Here is a 16,891-nt window from a genome sequence, read left to right as displayed (position 1 = left end):
CCGAGCTGCAAATATCATCCATCATGTATTGCCCGAGGGATCGGACCCCTTGAGTGTGTTCGACCCGGGCTCTTTGTCACTGGAAGGTCCAATGACGTGCATCCATCACCACTGGTCGACCCCGTGGGCATACCTCTGTCCGCGGCCTTCGCCGCACCGGCCGAGGGGCGCTACACCGCCGTCGCCGACGTGACGACGGGCGAGCCCCTCCTCAGGGTCGCCGACTGCGGCGAGAAGGACGTCGACACCACCGTCGCCGCTGTCGCCGAGGCCGCGGCCCGATGGCGGACACTGACGTCCTTCGCTCGCACCGAGGCCATGCTGTGCTGGGCGCGGGAACTCGGCGCCAACCGTGATCGGCTCGCCGAACTCGTCGCCCGCGAGACCGGGGCGCTGCGCCCGGAGGCCGCGGCGGACGTCGACCGGGCCGTGGCCTGCATCCGTCACTACGCCGGACTGGTGGGCAAGGTCGACGGCCGTGTGCTCAGCGGCATCCCCGGCCACCTGGGACACACCGTGCGCGAACCCTACGGAGTGGTCGCGGGCCTCAACTCCTGGAACTCGGCGCTGTCCCTGTTCGCCTGGCAGGCCGCGCCGGCGCTGGCGTGCGGCAACGGCTACGTCCTCCGGGCCGACCCGGTGGCCCCGCTCGGGCCGATCATGATGGCGCACCTGGCGCAGACCGTGGGCGTCGAGGCCGTCGCGGCGTTCACCGGCCGGGACGGGGTGGACGCCCGTCTCGCCCGTCACCCGGCCGTCGGCATGACCGCCTTCACCGGCTCGGCCGAGGACGGCCGGGAGGTCGTCCGGGCGTCGGCCGAGCAGGTCGCCTCGCCCACCGTGGGCCTCGCGGCGCGCAACAGCGCTTTCGTCCTGGCCGGCGCCGACCTCGACGCCGCCGTACCGTGCGTCCTGCATTCCCGCTTCTCGTGCGCCGGCCAGAACTGGTTCGCCGTCGGCCATGTGTACGTCCACGCCTCGCTCCACGAGGCGTTCGTCGAGGCGGCCGTGGCCCTGGCTCGGCGGATCCGGGTCGGACCGCCGCTCGCCGCCGAGGCGCAGATGGGGCCGCTGGTCTCGCCGGACGCCTGTGAGCGGGTGGCGGCGGCGGTGGCGGCCGGCGTCGCCGCGGGCGCGCGGGTGCACGCCGGTGGCCGCCGGGTGCCCGGGTTCGACGGGGGAGCGTACTTCCAGCCCACCGTGGTCACCGGCGCGACCGCGTCGAACCCGCTGCGGGCGCGGTGGGTGGCCGGGCCGGTCCTGACCGTGTCGGTCTTCGAGGACCCCGCCGCGGCCGCGGCGGAGACGAACGCGACCGGGTCCGGCGCCCTCGCCCAGATATGGGGCCGCGACGCACGCGCCGTACAGGACCTGGCCGGCCGGCTCGACGTCGGCACCGTGTGGATCAACACCCATGACGCACTCCAGCCCGAGATCCCCATGACGCCCTGGCGCGGCAGCGGGTACGGCGCGGCCGGAGGCCCCGACGCCCTCGACGAATACACCCGGACCAAGGCGGTCGTCTGGGACCTCGCCCCCCTGAGCGAGCGGATCCCGTCCCTCACGAGGATCGCGACCGGCACCGACTCCGAAAGGCCCGACCATGCCTGACCAGCTGATCCGCGTCGAGGCGGTGGGCGCCGCCGGGAGCTGTACCGGCCGAGGGGAGTGGCTGCCGCTGGAGAACCCCGCGACCGGCGTGACCTACGCCGAGGTGCGCGAGGCCGACGAGGAGCTCGTCGACGCGGTCGTCACCGGCGCGGCCGAGGCGTACCGCACCCAGTGGCGCGGTCTCGAACCGCTGGAACGCGCCCGCCTGCTGCTGCGCTGGGCCGACGTCCTGATGGAACACCAGGACGAGCTGGCCCGCATCGAGTCGACCGACGTGGGCCACCTCTACCGCGAGTCCGCCGCCGACGTGGCGAGCGCCGCCCGGTGGCTGCGGTACTTCGCCGGGCTGGCCGACAAGATCGAGGGCCAGAGCGTCGCGGCTCATCCCGACCGGATCGCGCACGTCACCCGGGAGCCCTACGGGGTCGTGGCCGGCGTCAACAGCTTCAACGGCAACATGCTCATGTTCGGGATGAAGGCGGCGCCCGCCCTCGCCACCGGGAACTGCTTCGTGCTCAAGGCACCCGAACTCGGCCCCCTGTCGTCGTTCCGCATGGCGGAACTCGCGGTTGAGGCGGGCCTGCCGCGCGGCGTGGTGAGCGTCGTCTCGGGCCGCGGCCACGTCACCGGCGAGGCGCTGGTGGGCCATCCCGAGGTGGGCATGGTGACCTTCACCGGCGGTCTGCGGGGCGCCCGCAGCGTGATCCGGGCCGCGGCGGACGGCGTCAAGCCCCTGTGCATGGAACTCGGCGGGAAGAACGCCGTCATCCTGCTGGACGACGCCGACCTCGACCGGGTCCTTCCCCACCTCCTGCACTCCGATTTCGTCAAGTGCGGGCAGAGCTGCGCCGCCGGTTCACGCGTCTTCGTCCCGCGTCGGCGCGCCGCCGAAGCGGCCGAGCGGATGGCCGCCGCCACCCGGCGCATCCGGCCCGGCGACCCGTTCTCCCCGTCGTCCGACATGGGCGCCGTGGTCAGCGGCGGCCAGGTGGCCCGCGTGGAGGACCTGGTCCGGCGGGCCGTCGAGGGCGGCGCGACCCTGCTGGCGGGCGGGCGGCGGCCCGGCATGAGCGGCGCCCACGCGAACGGTCACTTCTTCGAGCCGACGCTCCTGGCCGACCTGGACGACGCGAACATCGCGGCGCGCGAGGAGATCTTCGGCCCGGTCGTCGGTGTGCTGGCCTACGACGACCTGGAGGAGGTGCTCGCCCGCGCCAACGGCCTGGACGTCGGGCTGACCGCCCAGATCTGGGGCGACGACCTGACCGCCATCCACCGCCTGTCCCGCGGCCTGGAGGCCGGGACGGTGTGGGTCAACACCTACCGGACGATCCACCCGAGCGCGCCGTACGGCGGCTACAAGCACAGCGGCTACGGGCGGGAGAACGGCGCCGAGGTCCTGAAGACCTACACCCGCGGCCGGACCACCGTCTGGCACCACGGTGCGGTACCGCTCCCGTACGCGGACGCCGCGCCCCATGCCTTCTGAGCCCTCGCCCCCTCACCGACCATCGCCGATGAAGATGAAGAGGACTGAACACATGACCGAAACCCTTGTCGAGCAGCTGGCGGCCTTCACCGCCGATGCCGACTACGCCCGGCTTCCGGCGGACGTCGTCGAGGAGAGCAAGCGCATCGTGCTGGACTCGATCGGCTGCGCCCTGGGCGCGATCGACGAGCCGAAGGGGCGCATCGGCATCGAGTACGGCCGCCTGACGGGCGGGACCGGCGGCGACGCGACGATCATCGGAGCCGGCGACCGGGTCTCGGTCTTCGGCGCCGCCTTCGCCAACGGCGAGCTGATCAACACCCTCGACGCCGACGCCGTGCTGCCGCCGGGGCACGTGACCCCGTACGTGCTGCCCGGCGCGCTGGCGGTCGGCGAGAGCGCGGGCGCCTCGGGCAAGGACCTCATCACCGCGGTCGCCGTCGCCCACGAGATGTCGTACCGCATCGGCAAGGCCATGGACTACCTGCGCGACTTCAAGGACGGCAAGGTCACCCCGCCGGCGGTCTACGGCTACAGCAGCACGGTGTTCGGCGCCACGGCTGCCGTGGGGAGGCTGAAGGGACAGGACCGCGGCACCCTGTCGCACGCCCTCGGCATCGCCGGAAGCATCGCCCCGGTCAACTCCTTCCGCTCCTGGAGCGAGCACGCCCCGACCTCCACCATCAAGTACCTGCTGGCCGGCGCGCTGACCCAGGCGGCGCTGACCGCGTCGCACATGGGCGAGCTGGGGCACCGCGGCGATCTGCGCGTGCTGGACGACCGCGAGTTCGGGTTCCCGCGCTTCATCGGCACCAGCCGCTGGGAGCCGGAGGCCATCACCGACCGGCTCGGCAGCGACTGGCGCTTCCCCGCCGAGCAGGCGTTCAAGCCGTATCCGCACTGCCGCATCCTGCACGCGCTGCTCGACTCGCTCACCGAGATCGTGACGGACCACGACATCAAGCCGGAGGAGATCCACGGGATCAAGGCCTGGGTCGAGGGCTTCGTCGAACAGCCGCTGTGGGTCAACCGCACCATCGAGCGCCCGCACGACGCCCAGTTCAGCATCGCGCACGGCCTCGCCGTCGGGGCGCACCGGGTGCCGCTCACCAAGGCGTGGCAGGACCCCGAGCTGGTCTTCGGCGACTCCGTCATGGGCCTGATGGACAGGGTCACGTACGAGGTCCACCCCAACTACGTGGAGCTGCTCTCCGGCCACGCCGCCAGCCGGCCGGCGAAGATCGAGGTCGAGGCACGCGGCACGACCTTCGTCGGGGAGCGCCGCTACCCCAAGGGCAGCAAGTCGCCGGAGCCGGAGTCCACCATGACCACGGACGAACTCGTGGCCAAGTTCCGCGGCCACGCCGAGGGTGTCCTCGCGGGCCCGGACATCGACCGTCTGGTGGAGCTGGTGCTGAACCTGGAGACCGTCGAGGACTTCGGGAGGGTCATGAGGCTGACCGGCCGCACCGACGGCTGACGCACGGGACGTCCGCCCGTCCGTGACCGGCGGTGTCGGCTCCGGCCCGGTCCCGCCGGTGCAGGGCGGGACCGGGCCGGAGCGTTCAGGGGCGGGTGCCGCGGGCCGTCTCGGAGGGCAGCACGCCGAACCGTTCCCGGTACTGGCGCGCGAAACGGCTGGGATGGAAGAAGCCCCAGCGCGCGGCCACCTCCGTCACCGAGCCCCCGACGCCGGAGGCCAGCTCCCGGTGCGCCCGGTCGAGCCGGACATTGCGCAGGTAGGTGGTCGGTGACATGCCCACGGTCTCCTGGAAGCCGAGCTGGAGGGCCCGCGCGCCGACCCCCACCATGGCCGCGAGGTCGGCCGTGCCCGACGCCGCCGCCGGGTGTTCGTCGATGAATTCCATGACCTGACGGACCTTCGACCTCCGCGTGGGCCGCGGGGTGCCGTGCAGCACGGGGCTCAGCTGGTGGGGCGAGGCCATGAGCAGCTGGGTCATCAGGACCGCCTCCAGTTCCCGGCAGGCCGTGGGCATGGCGGCGAGCCCGCCGGGGCGGGCCAGCTCCGTGAACATGAAGCCGACGGTCGCCATCAGCGCCTGCCCCGGCCCGCCCGCGAGGTCGAAGGCCAGGTCGAAGCGGATCCGCTCCGGCGAGCGGAGCCCGGCGAGCTTCGCGGCGTGGGCCTCCAGGAGCTCCCGGGGGAACCTGATCACGTACTGCAGCGCGTCCGGGCTCCAGTCCACCCGCAGCGGGGCGTCGGGGACGAACACCGTCCCGGCCCGGCCGGCCGCGGCCTCGCCGCGGGAGCCGCCCTGCTCGGCGGAGCTGCGCCCGCTCAGCGGGAGGTTGACGTGGTAGCACTGCCGCATCGGCGGCACGGTGAGCCTCGTGTCGGCGCCGTAGCTCAGCCGCCCCAGCGTGACGCGCGAGGACGGGGGGACGTCGAGGCGGAAGTCGAGCCGGTGGCCGAGGGCCAGCCGCATCTCGTGCCGGGCGAAGTTCCTGCTGCCCTGCTCGCGTGCGACGTCGAGGTCACGGGTGCTGATGTGCAGGGGGCGCCCGACCGCGGCCCGTTCCTGGATCTCGGACAACTGGGCCTCCTCGCACAGGGTCTCCGGACTGTCTGAGCACGGTGCACGCCCTCAGCAATATTAAATATACAAAAGCCGGGAGACTCGCACGAGCGACCTGACTCCTTCGCAATGCGGCTGCTCCCGAACGGCCCGGGGATAGTGACCCGCCTCACGCGGCCGTAGTGTCCGCGTCGACACCGGCGCCGCCTCAGCGGTGCGCATCCCCGCGGCAGAGCCGTGGCGCGGGGAGTGGCTTGAAGGAGCACCTCATGGTCTGGCAAGGCACCTGCTCACAGCTCTACATCGGCGGTTCCTGGGTCGGTCCCGCCACCGGCGAGACCCTCGACGTGATCTCGCCGTTCACCGAGGAGATCTTGGCGCGGGTGCCCGCCGGGTCCCGGGCGGACGTCGACCGGGCCGTCGCGGCCGCGCGCGAGGCGTTCGACCAGGGGCCCTGGCCCGGGATGCCGCTCAAGGAGCGGATGGAGGTCCTGCGTCGGTTCGCGGCTGTTCTGGCGGACCGGCACGAGGAGATGGCCGCCGTCATCTCGCAGGAGATGGGATGCCCGATCTCGCTGTCCAGGACGATGCAGACGACCGGCGCCCAGCTGCTCCTCGACAGCTTCCTCGACCTCGCTCCGCGCTACGAGTGGAGCACCGTGCGCCGGTCGAACACCGGCAACGCGCTGGTGACCCGGGAGCCGGCCGGCGTGGTGGCCGCCGTCGTGCCGTGGAACGCGCCCCTGCTGGTGACGGTGCTCAAGCTGGTCCCGGCGCTGCTGGCGGGCTGCACGGTCGTCCTCAAGCCCTCGCCCGAGGCCACCCTCGACACGTATCTCTTCGCCGACATGTTGCAGGACACCGGACTGCCCGCGGGCGTGGTCAACGTCGTCCCGGCGGACCGGGAGGTGAGCGAGTACCTCGTCACCCACCGCGGCGTGGACAAGGTGTCGTTCACGGGATCCACCGCGGCCGGGCGGCGCATCGCCGCGCTGTGCGGCCAGGACCTGCGCCGGGTGACGCTGGAGCTCGGCGGCAAGTCGGCGGCCGTGGTCCTCGACGACGCCGATCTCGACGTCGTCGTCCCCTCGATCCAGGCGCTGTCACTGCGCAACAACGGGCAGGCGTGCAGCAACAAGACGAGGATCGTCGTGGCACGCTCCCGGCAGGCCGAACTCCTCGAGCGGCTCGCGCAGATGGTCGGATCTCTCACCGTCGGGGACCCGGCCGACCCGGCCACCCAGGTCGGCCCGGTGGTCAGCGCGGCCCAGCGTGAACGTGTGGAGGGGTACATCGAGCTGGGCCGTCAGGAGGGGGCCAGGGTGCTGGTCGGCGGTGGCCGCCCCGCCGGGCTCGACCGAGGCTGGTTCGTCGAGCCGACGGTCTTCACCGACGTCCGGCCGTCCATGCGGATCGCGCGGGAGGAGATCTTCGGCCCGGTCCTCGGCGTCCTCGCCTTCGACGACGAGGACGAGGCCGTGGCCATCGCGAACGACTCGGACTACGGCCTGAACGGATCGGTGTTCGCCGCGGACCCCGAGCACGCTCTGGCCGTCGCCCGCCGTATCCGCACCGGGACCGTCGAACTCAACGGCTGCGGGGTCGGCTTCCACGCCCCGATCGGTGGCTTCAAGTGCAGCGGCATAGGCCGGGAGGCCGGCCTGGAGGGCTTCGACGCGTATGTGGAGCTGAAGTCGTACGGCCTGCCCGCCTCGCTCGCGGACACGCTGTCGCCTCCTGCCTGACATCCCCGTTCAGAGCCCGGGACGGGCACGAAGGAGACACCGCGCGAGGAGTCGCGTTCCGCGGGAACCACGAGCCGGAGACGGTCGAGTTCGACGTTCCCGTGCCGGCTCCCGCGTTCGGCGCCGCGCACGCGACCGACTCGAGGCGGGCCGACACGGTCGAGGCCGTCCGGGAACCGGCCGGGGGCGGGGGAGTGCGCACGGCGATGGACTGCTCCGGGTCGCCTGCCGCCCAGCTCGCCGCTGTGCGAGCCGGTGCCGCCCGGGGCAGGGCCGTCATCGAGTTCTGAGCCGCTCGCCCGGCCGGTACCCCGCCACCTGCCGAGGCGCGGCCACGGCGCGCTGCCGCTCGCACCCGGCGAAGGGAAGACACAAGTGAAGAACAAGGCCGTGGCCGTGCTCGCGGGAGCGACCGCGACCGCTCTCCTGGCGGCCGCGGGATACGCGGTCGACGGAGGCGCCGCGTCCTCCGGTGGCGGCTCGATGGAACGCGGCTTCGGGAACCCGGGCACGGACTTCCGCGCCCACGACGCCCACTTCGGCACCGACAGGATGATCGAGTTCATCAACGGTCTCGTCTCGCCCGGCACGCCGTCGACGTCCTGAGCCTGCACATCCCCGAGGTGGGCGCCCCCAGCCGGCAGAGCGACACCACCGAGAAGGCGGGCATCCACACCATCGGCGTCGACATGTTCTCCAGCCGGCTCGGCGACGCCTTCCTCGGCGTCGACGCCGAGGAAGGCGCCGAGGACATCACCCGGCGCGCCGCGCGGGACTGCGACGAGCGGGTCGACCCCGAGCGCAGGGCGGTCATCGACGGCCCGGCGACGACGCGGCCCCGACGAAAGCCGGGACCGGATGTTCTCCGTCGCGGACACGGTCGGCGACCCGCGCGACGGTGCCGACCTCGCCGTGGCGACCCGGAGCGCACCTTGCCGCTGATAACCAGATCGGATATTTTATTTTAAGTATTTGCTGAGAGGGAGGCGCGAAGCCATGCGGCGAGCAGCCATTGTCAGTCCCGTACGGACACCCGTCGGCGCCTTCGGCGGCGCCCTGCGCACGGTACCGGTGGAAGATCTCGCCGCCACCGTCATCAAGGCGGTGCTGGAGCGCACGGGGATCGACCCGGAACGCATCGACGACGTCGCCATGGCACAGTCCTACGCCAACTCCGAAACGCCGTGCATCGGCCGCTGGGCCGCGCTGCACGCCGGCCTGCCGCTGGCGGTGCCCGGCTTCCAGACCGACCGCCGCTGCGGCGGCGGCCTCCAGGCCCTGGTCACCGCGGCGATGATGGTGCAGACCGGCGCCTGCGACGTCGTCCTGGCCGGCGGCGTGGAGAGCATGTCCAACATCGAGCACTACACCACGTCCATGCGGTGGGGCCGGCGCGCGGGCAACGTGGAGATGTACGACCGCCTCGACCGGGGCCGCGAGCGCTCCCAGCCCGAGCACCGCTTCGGCCGTATCTCCGGCATGGTCGAGACCGCCGAGAACCTGGCGCTGCGCTACGGCGTCTCCCGCGAGGCCGCCGACCGGTTCGCCGTCGCCAGTCACCGGCGGGCCGCCGCGGCCTGGGAGTCGGGGGCCTTCAAGGACGAGGTCGTCCCGGTCACGGTGCCGCAACGGCGCGGCGAGCCCGTCGTCTTCGACCGCGACGAGGGCATCCGCCCGGACTCCAGCGAGGAGGTCCTCGGCAGGCTGCGCACCGTCGTACCCGGCGGCACTGTCACGGCCGGCAACGCGAGCCAGCAGAACGACGCCGCCGCCGCGTGCCTGGTGGTCGCCGAGGACCGGCTGGAGGCGCTCGGCCTGGAGCCCATCGGCTACCTGGAGGGCTGGGCGGCGGCCGGCTGCGACCCGGCCGTCATGGGAATCGGGCCGGTACCCGCAGTGGCCAAGCTGTTCGCCCGCACGGGCAAGTCCCTGGACGACATGGACCTCGTCGAGATCAACGAGGCGTTCGCCGCGCAGGTGCTGGCCGTCCTGGCCGAGTGGGACTGGCACGACACCGACCGCCTCAACGTCAACGGGTCGGGTATCTCGCTCGGCCACCCCATCGGGGCGACCGGCGTGCGGATCATGACCACGGTGCTGCACGAGCTGCGCCGCCGCGGCGGCCGGTACGCCCTGGAGACCATGTGCATCGGCGGCGGCCAGGGCATGGCCGCCCTCTTCTCCGCCGCGTGAGCCGCATCCGAAAGGCGGGACCACCCCGATGACCAAGGTCTTCCCTTCCCCCGCCGCGCTCGCCGCGGCCGTCGGCACCCATCTCGGCACCAGCGAGTGGACACGTGTCGACCAGAGCCGGATCGACCTCTTCGCCCAGGCGACCGGCGACCACCAGTGGATCCACGTCGACGCCGAGCGCGCCGCGTCGGGTCCGTTCGGCAGCACGATCGCGCACGGTTTCCTGACGCTCTCCCTGATCCCCGTGCTGGTCAAGGAGGTCTACCGGACCGAGGGTGTGTCCATGGCCGTCAACTACGGTCTGAACAAGGTGCGTTTCATGCACCCGGTCCGCGTGGGCTCCAGGGTCAGGGGCTCGGTGGACGTCCTCGCGGCCGACGAGGTCTCCGGCGGCCACCAGGTGGTGCTGAAGGTGACCGTCGAGATCGACGGCGCCGAGAAACCCGCCTGCGTCGCGGAGACGGTCACCCGCCTCTACACCTGACCGCCCCGTCCCCTTCTTTCACTCTCCCCAGCAGCCAAGGAGTACGAGCGTGTCCGCATCCCCCCTCCAGCGTGTCGCCGTCGTCACCGGTGCCGCCCGCGGCATCGGCGCCGCCACCGCCCTGCGTCTGGCCGAGGACGGCTTCGCCGTCGCCGTCCTGGACCTCGACGAGGCATCCTGCGCCGCCACCGTCACGGCCATCGAGAAGGAGGGCGGGCGCGCCCTCGCCGTGGGCGTGGACGTGGCCGACCCCGAGCGCGTCGAGTCGGCCGTCGCCCGCGTGGCCGCGGAACTCGGCCCGCCCGCCGTGCTCGTGAACAACGCCGGCATCACCCGGGACAACCTGCTGTTCAAGATGGACCAGGCCGACTGGGACGCCGTCATCGGCGTGCACCTGCGCGGCGCCTTCCTCATGACCAAGGCCGCCCAGGCGCACATGACCAAGGCCGGCTGGGGCCGCATCGTCAACCTGTCGTCCGTGTCCGCGCTCGGCAACCGCGGGCAGGTCAACTACTCGGCCGCCAAGGCCGGTCTACAGGGCTTCACCAAGACCCTCGCCATCGAACTCGGCAAGTTCGGCGTGACGGCCAACGCGGTCGCCCCCGGCTTCGTCGTGACGGAGATGACCGCCGCCACCGCGGAGCGGCTCGGTGTGCCGTTCGAGGAGTTCAAGGCGAAGCGGGCCGCTGTCACCCCTGTCCCGCGCGTGGGTGTCCCCGACGACATCGCGCACGCGGTCTCCTTCTTCGCCAGTGAGGGCGCAGGCTTCGTCACCGGGCAGGTCCTCTACGTCGCCGGCGGCCCGCGGGGCTGAGAGAGGGTACGGCGGCACGGCGGCCGTACGGCGCGATCCACTGCAACACCAGCGAGAGGAAGGCCATGACGAGGCGGTTCGACCAGGGAGCGTGGGCGGAGCCCGGCGTACAGACTGTCCAGCCGGGGGTGCACCGGGTTCCCCTCCCGCTGCCCAACGACGGTCTGCACGCCGTGAACGTCTACCTCCTGGAAGGTCTCGCCGAGGACGGCGGCCTCGTCATGATCGACGGCGGCTGGGCCATCCCCGAGGCCCGCAAGACGCTGGAGGAGGCGCTGGCCACCCTCGACCGCGACCTCGGCGACATCAGGGACATCCTGGTCACCCACGTCCACCGTGACCACTACACGCAGGCGGTGGACCTGCGCCGGCTGCTGGGCTGCCGGGTCCACCTCGGCGCGGGCGAGCGCCGTGGGCTCGAACTGCTCAACGAGATGCGCGGCGGGCTGGGCAGCGCGCTGCGCACCCTGCGCGAGGCGGGCGCCGCGGACCTGGCCGATGAGGTGCAGAGGGTCTATCCGGACCTGTACGTCCGTGACGACTGGGAGGAGCCGGACCGCTGGCTGACGGCGCAGACGCTGCGCTTCGGCGACAGCGAGCTGAGGGTCGTCCCCACTCCCGGGCATACCCGGGGGCACGTCGTCTTCCTGGACGAGCGGCGCGAGCTGCTGTTCTCCGGTGACCACGTCCTGCCGCGGATCACCCCGTCGATCGGTTTCGAGGCGGCCGACCCCGGAAGCCGGCCGCTCGCCTCCTACCTGGACTCCCTGCACCTGATGACCCGGTACGCGGACGCCCGCCTGCTGCCGGCGCACGGCCCGGTCACCGACAGCGCGCACACCCGGGTCGCCGAGCTGATCGCGCATCACGAGGACCGGCTGAACCGGACCCTCGCGGCCCTGGGGGCGGTCCCGCGCAACGCCTTCACCGTGGCTCGCGGCCTCGCCTGGACCCGCCGGGAGGTGCCGTTCGACGAACTGAACCCCATGAACCGGATGCTCGCGGTCAACGAGACGGCCGCCCATCTCGACGTCCTCGTGCTGCGCGGCCGTGTCTCGGTCGCGTGCGAGGGCGGAGTGAACCGCTACACCCGGCAGCGGTGAGACACGGGACGGTCCGCGCGGACCGCCCCGTGCACGCAGGGCCCTTCGTCTCGGCCCTGGACGGCTCCTAGACGGCGATGTCCATCTCAGGACCGATGTACTCCTCGGCGGAGACCACCTTGCCGCCCTCCACCCCGGCCACCTGGACGATGTGCACGTGGGTGCCCTCGAGCGTCGTCGACGTCTGTACGACGAAGCCCTTGTCGGTGAGCGTGTAGCGGGAGTTGCGGAACGGCGGGAGCCCGCCGCGGTTGTGCACCGCGTCGATGGCCTCCTTGAGGCTCATCCACTTGTCGTCGGAGCTGTGCCAGACCTTGCACTCCGGGTCGCAGAACTCGTAGAAGAGGTCGACGTCCGCGAGTGCGCGCAGCCACTGCTCGGCGAGCTCCTCTTTGGTCTTCTCTGACATCCGCCTCGATGCCTCTCTGCTCAGGTCCCGCCCAGGGGCAGAGCGATGTGACGGGTCGCACATCGCGATGAGAGAATCACACATAATATAAAAAATATCAACTACTTGTTCCGGCCTGCTCCGGGCTGGTCGGCGGGCATGTCCGAGGGGGGTCGGCTTTGTCCCGGGACGGAGGTGTCCCGGGCCGATCCAGGCCCCTGCTGCGGACGCCGGGGGCGTGTGAGCATGGCCGACCGAGCGTCGGCAGGCCCGGGGTGCCCGTGATGTGACGGCCGCCCCGGCGGCGGTTTCCTGCCGGAGTCCTATCCAAACCCTAGAAGATAAAATATATTACGCGCGAATCCAATCGTGCTGGAAGTGAGGCGCACGTGGTACAGGTCATCCCCCCAGTCGAAGCAGCAGTCGCCCGTTTGGTGGTCGGACTGGAGTACGGAGCCCTTCCGCCCGAGGCCGTCCAGGGCGCCCGGCGCCTGATGCAGGACCAGCTGGCCGTGCAGATCGGCTGCGCGCGCCTGCCCTGGAGCCAGGCGGTCCTGGAGCTGACGCGCGCACGCCATGTTCCGGGCGTGGCGCATGTGACCGTGGCCGGCGACGAGATGAGTGCCGCCGACGCCGCCTTCGTCAACGCGACGTTCGGCCACGGCTTCGAGTACGACGACGCCCACCGCGCCAGCTCCAGCCACCCCGGCAGCTGTGTGGTGTCCACCGCCCTGGCGGTGGGCGAGGAGCAGGGCGCCACCCTGCGCGACGTTCTGCTCGGCATCATCGCGGGCTACGAGGTCTACACCCGCATCGGCGTGCTCGCCGCGCCGGATCTGCTGGAGCGGGGCTTCCACCCGCACGCCGTCCTGTCGGCCTTCGGCTCCGCCGCGGTGGTGGCGAAGATGCGCGGCCTGGACCTGGAGCAGACCACCCACGCCCTGGCCATCGCCATGAGCCACTGTTCGGGAACCACCGAGTACACCTCCTCGGGCGGCTCCGTGAAGCGGGTGCACGCGGGGATCGGCACCCGCAACGGCATCCGTGCGGCCGAGATGGCCGAGGCGGGCATCACCGGCCCGATCGCCTACCTCACCGGGGGCAAGGGCTTCTTCCGTACCTTCGTCGGCCGCGCGGCGGCCGCGGACGCCGCCGCCGCGTTCGCTCCCGACGCGCCGTTCGAGATCACCCGCATCTGGATCAAGCCCTACTGCTGTTGCGGTATCAACCACGCGTACATCGACGGCGCCCGGCAGCTCGCCGACCGGCATGAGCTGATCAAGAGCGTGGAGTTGGGCATCCAGACCGGCGGGAACATCATCGTCGGCAACCGCAACGTCAACGCCTACGCGCCGCAGAGCATCGAGAACCTCCAGTACAGCCTGCCGTTCCAGTTCGCCCTCGCGCTCCTGGGCCGCGGCAACGGCTTCGCCGCGCACAGCGACTTCATGGACGGACGGCTCGACCTGTCCGCCGGCGGCGAGGCCGCGCAGCTCGCCGGCCGCGTCACCATCACCCCCAAGCCCGAACTCGACACGGCCCACCCCGGCAAGTGGGTCGGGGACATCACCGTCACCTACCGCGACGGCACCCGCGAGCACCTCTTCGTCGACAGCCCGCTCGGCACCGCCGAGAACCCGATGCCGCAGGCCGAGCTGGACGCCAAGTTCCGCGATCTGACTCTGGCGGCCATGGGCGAGGAACGCGGCGAGGAACTGCTGCGAGCCGTCAACGGCGACGACGGGCTGCCCATCGCGACGCTGGCGAAGCTGCTCGTCGCCTGAACCCTCCGACCGCTGCTCACCGAGCCGCTTCCGCTTCTGTTCACGGACGAGACAGAGAAGAGACAACCCATGCTCACCACCCCGGGCATACCGGCCATGACCCCCGCGATCCCCGACTTCGTCAACGGCCCGAAGAAGCTGCTGATCGACGGCGCCTGGGTCGACGCCGCCTCCGGAAAGCAGATCGACGTCGTCAACCCCGCGACGGGCAAGACGCTCGGCAGCATCGCCCAGGGCGATGCCACCGACATCGACCGCGCGGTCAAGGCCGCGCGGCGCGCCTTCGAGGGCGAATGGAGCCGCTGGACGCCGCACCAGCGCCGCAAGCTCCTGCTGAAGATCCACGACGTCGTCCTCGACCACTTCGAGGAACTGGCGATGATCGAGACCCTCGACATGGGCGCGCCGCTGTCGCGGACCAGGGCACTGGCCGAGTGGACCTCGCAGGTCCTGCAGTTCTTCGCCGGGCAGTGCGACGCCCCGGGCGTCTTCGCCCCGCAGAATTCGCTCCCCGGCAACTTCCTCACCCTGAAGCACCAGGCGCCCGTCGGTGTCGTCGGCGGCATCATCCCGTGGAACGGCCCGCTCATCGGCCTGTGGTGGATCTTCGGCCCGGCGCTGGCCACCGGCTGCACCGCCGTGCTCAAGCCCGCGGAGGACGCCTCGCTGTCGGTGCTGCGCCTGGCCGAACTACTCACCGAGGCCGGCGTGCCCGACGGAGTCATCAACGTCGTGACGGGCTACGGCGCCGACGCGGGCCAGGCCCTCGCGGAGCACCAGGACGTCGACCGCGTCGCCTTCACCGGCTCCGTGGGCACCGCCCGGTCGATCGTGCGGGCATCCGCCGGCAACCTCAAGAGGCTCCAGCTGGAGCTGGGCGGCAAGTCCCCCGACATCGTCTTCGCCGACGCGGACCTGGACAAGGCCGTGCCCGGTGCGGCCATGGGCGTCTACACCAACAGCGGCCAGGTCTGCGTCGCCGGCACCCGCATCCTGGTGCAGCGGTCGATCCATGACGAATTCGTGGAGCGCATGCGCGAGTTCACCAAGTCGATCCGGGTGGGCGACGGCCTCGACCCGAGCACCCAGCTCGGCCCACTGGTCTCCGAGCGGCAGCTGGAACGCGTCATGCACTACATCGGCGTCGGCGGCGACGAGGCCCGACTGGCCGGCGGCGGCAACCGCCTGGGCGGCGACCTCGCCTCCGGCTTCTTCGTCGAGCCCACCATCTTCGCGGGGGCGACCAACGACATGACCATCGCCCGGGAGGAGATCTTCGGCCCCGTGGCCTCGGTGATCCCCTTCGACGACGCGGACGAGGCGCTGCGCGTCGCCAACGACACGCCGTACGGCCTGGCGGGCGGGGTGTGGACGCGCAACCTGACGACCGCGCACAAGGTCGCTCAGGGGATCACGGCCGGGACGATCTGGGTCAACTGCTACGGCGTCCTCGACCCGGCCATCGGTTTCGGCGGAACCAAGATGAGCGGCTACGGCTGGAAGGGCGCCAAGGAGCACGTGGAGAGCTTCCTCTACCCGAAGGCGGTCTACATCAACCTCGACTAGCGCGGAAGCCTCGGCTGATCTCGGGCGTCGGCCGTCGCGGGCCGGCGCCCGACCGTCACGGAGCGGGACTCTTCCCCATGTGTGCGGGGCAGGCGACGAGCAGCTCTGCCCCCCGGCCTCGGATCGTCGGCGCCGCCGCCGACCGCCGGGCGGCCAGGGGCCCCAGGACGCGTGCGCCCCAGGGCCGCCTTCGCTCCCGCCCTGGTGAGCGGCGTCGAAGCCGAGGGCTTGACCGGCATCGGGGAAGGTGACGCCGGTGTTGTCCTGGACGGTGGTGCGGGAAGGGGCGACGCCGGGCCCTGTGCGCGCCCCTTCACAACAGTGCGTGAGTCCTTCGGGCAGGCCCCGTCAGACCGCCGCCCCGCGGAGAGTCTGACCGCCGTCGACGATGATCTGGGTGCCGGTCAGGTGGGTGGCGAGGTCGGAGGCGAGGAACAGTACGACTCGGCCGATGTCGTCCGGCCGGCCGATGCGGCCCAGCGGGATTCGCGTCTCCAGTTCCTTGATTCCCTCGTCGTCCATGAAGGGAGCGAGGCCGGGCGTCTTCGTGCCGCCGGGGCACACGTTGTTGACCGCGATGCCGTGCGGAGCAAGCTCCAGGGCCATCCACTTGATCATGCCGGCGACGCCGGCCTTCGAAGCGCCGTAGTGGCTGAGACCGAGCACGGAGGGGTTGACGGACTCCACGGAGTTGACCGTGATGATCCGGCCCCCGCGTCCCTGCTCGATCATCTGACGGGAGGCCGCCTGCGAACAGAGCATGACGCCCAGGAGGTTCACCTCGAGCGTGCGCCGGGCCACCTCCAGACTCACGTCGAGGAACATCGCCCCCTGGTAGACGCCGGCGTTGTTCACGTGGATGTCGAGCGCGCCGAACTCCTGGACGGCGGTACGCACCATGGCGTCGGCGTCCTCCGGCTTGCTCACGTCGGCGACGGCCGTCCTCACGCGCGCGGCGTCCTCGAACTCGGCCGCGGCGCTCTCGAGGGCTTCCTTGTTGAGGTCCGCGAGCACGACGTTGGCGCCGGCCTCGTAGAGGCGGCGGGCGACACCGAGGCCGATGCCCATGGCGGCGCCGGTGACGACTGCGGTCTTGCCGCTCAGGTCCATGAGCTCGCCGATGGATGCGGACTCGGGAGAAGTGTAGTTACTCATGTGCATCAAGTATCATGTAAAA

The 16,891-nt window shown here is 71.5% G+C and carries 15 protein-coding genes; 12 read left to right on the top strand and 3 right to left on the bottom strand.

Going from position 1 to position 16,891, the window contains the following annotated elements; genetic code table 11:
• Positions 1–96 precede the first annotated feature (96 nt).
• From ACZ7KF_RS24740 to ACZ7KF_RS24730, 3 genes are read left to right on the top strand one after another with little or no spacing between them, the layout of a single operon-like run.
• The gene (locus tag ACZ7KF_RS24740) at positions 97–1,611 is read left to right on the top strand and encodes an aldehyde dehydrogenase family protein (protein ID WP_471078928.1); all 1,515 of its coding nucleotides are present in this window, start codon (positions 97–99) and stop codon (positions 1,609–1,611) included.
• Positions 1,604–3,100: an aldehyde dehydrogenase family protein gene (locus ACZ7KF_RS24735; protein WP_471078925.1), complete on the top strand. Its 1,497-nt coding sequence runs from the start codon at positions 1,604–1,606 to the stop codon at positions 3,098–3,100. Before ACZ7KF_RS24740 ends, ACZ7KF_RS24735 begins: the two co-directional genes overlap by 8 nt.
• A 52-nt stretch (positions 3,101–3,152) precedes the next feature.
• Positions 3,153–4,580 (top strand): MmgE/PrpD family protein, encoded by a 1,428-nt coding sequence (locus ACZ7KF_RS24730; protein WP_471078922.1) that lies wholly within the window; start codon positions 3,153–3,155, stop codon positions 4,578–4,580.
• 85 nt (positions 4,581–4,665) lie between these two features.
• Here ACZ7KF_RS24730 and ACZ7KF_RS24725 read toward each other — a convergent pair whose 3' ends face one another.
• A complete protein-coding gene (locus ACZ7KF_RS24725; protein WP_471078920.1) occupies positions 4,666–5,655 on the bottom strand; it encodes an AraC family transcriptional regulator in 990 nt (329 codons plus the stop codon).
• Positions 5,656–5,906: 251 nt separating this feature from the next.
• Here ACZ7KF_RS24725 and ACZ7KF_RS24720 point away from each other — a divergent pair, with 251 nt between their 5' ends.
• The 7 genes from ACZ7KF_RS24720 (at position 5,907) to ACZ7KF_RS24690 (ending at position 11,976) form a co-directional block, all read left to right on the top strand.
• On the top strand, positions 5,907–7,382 hold the full coding sequence (locus tag ACZ7KF_RS24720; RefSeq protein WP_471078917.1) for an aldehyde dehydrogenase: 1,476 nt from the start codon (positions 5,907–5,909) through the stop codon (positions 7,380–7,382).
• A 375-nt stretch (positions 7,383–7,757) separates the two neighbouring features.
• Positions 7,758–7,988 (top strand): hypothetical protein, encoded by a 231-nt coding sequence (locus tag ACZ7KF_RS24715; protein WP_471078914.1) that lies wholly within the window; start codon positions 7,758–7,760, stop codon positions 7,986–7,988.
• A gap of 17 nt (positions 7,989–8,005) precedes the next feature.
• Complete coding sequence (locus ACZ7KF_RS24710) at positions 8,006–8,350, top strand: hypothetical protein (RefSeq protein ID WP_471078911.1); 345 nt, start codon at positions 8,006–8,008, stop codon at positions 8,348–8,350.
• 28 nt (positions 8,351–8,378) lie between these two features.
• The gene (locus ACZ7KF_RS24705; protein ID WP_471078908.1) at positions 8,379–9,575 is read left to right on the top strand and encodes an acetyl-CoA C-acetyltransferase; all 1,197 of its coding nucleotides are present in this window, start codon (positions 8,379–8,381) and stop codon (positions 9,573–9,575) included.
• 28 nt (positions 9,576–9,603) lie between these two features.
• Positions 9,604–10,059 carry a MaoC family dehydratase gene (locus ACZ7KF_RS24700; RefSeq protein ID WP_471078905.1) on the top strand — a complete coding sequence of 152 codons (456 nt, stop codon included), beginning with the start codon at positions 9,604–9,606 and terminating at the stop codon, positions 10,057–10,059.
• A gap of 49 nt (positions 10,060–10,108) precedes the next feature.
• Entirely contained in the window at positions 10,109–10,873 is a 765-nt protein-coding gene (gene fabG, locus ACZ7KF_RS24695; RefSeq protein WP_471078902.1) for a 3-oxoacyl-ACP reductase FabG, read from the top strand.
• A gap of 65 nt (positions 10,874–10,938) precedes the next feature.
• Complete coding sequence (locus ACZ7KF_RS24690; RefSeq protein WP_471078899.1) at positions 10,939–11,976, top strand: MBL fold metallo-hydrolase; 1,038 nt, start codon at positions 10,939–10,941, stop codon at positions 11,974–11,976.
• A gap of 67 nt (positions 11,977–12,043) precedes the next feature.
• On the opposite strand, the gene ACZ7KF_RS24685 is transcribed toward ACZ7KF_RS24690, so the two are convergent.
• Positions 12,044–12,385: a hypothetical protein gene (locus ACZ7KF_RS24685; protein ID WP_471078896.1), complete on the bottom strand. Its 342-nt coding sequence runs from the start codon at positions 12,383–12,385 to the stop codon at positions 12,044–12,046.
• Positions 12,386–12,798: 413 nt separating this feature from the next.
• On the opposite strand from ACZ7KF_RS24685, the gene ACZ7KF_RS24680 reads away from it, so the two are divergent.
• Positions 12,799–14,148, top strand: a complete 1,350-nt coding sequence (locus tag ACZ7KF_RS24680; RefSeq protein WP_471079036.1) for an MmgE/PrpD family protein — start codon at positions 12,799–12,801, stop codon at positions 14,146–14,148.
• A 69-nt stretch (positions 14,149–14,217) separates the two neighbouring features.
• Complete coding sequence (locus tag ACZ7KF_RS24675; protein WP_471078893.1) at positions 14,218–15,714, top strand: aldehyde dehydrogenase family protein; 1,497 nt, start codon at positions 14,218–14,220, stop codon at positions 15,712–15,714.
• A gap of 348 nt (positions 15,715–16,062) precedes the next feature.
• Here the strand turns inward: ACZ7KF_RS24675 and ACZ7KF_RS24670 are convergent, their stop codons facing one another.
• Positions 16,063–16,869, bottom strand: coding sequence for an SDR family NAD(P)-dependent oxidoreductase (locus tag ACZ7KF_RS24670; protein ID WP_471078890.1), 807 nt, complete (start codon positions 16,867–16,869; stop codon positions 16,063–16,065).
• Positions 16,870–16,891 lie beyond the last annotated feature (22 nt).

This window comes from Streptomyces sp. NPDC038200 (assembly GCF_055600785.1).
Note: the sequence above shows the minus strand (reverse complement) of the source record. Positions and strands in the feature narration are given on the sequence as shown.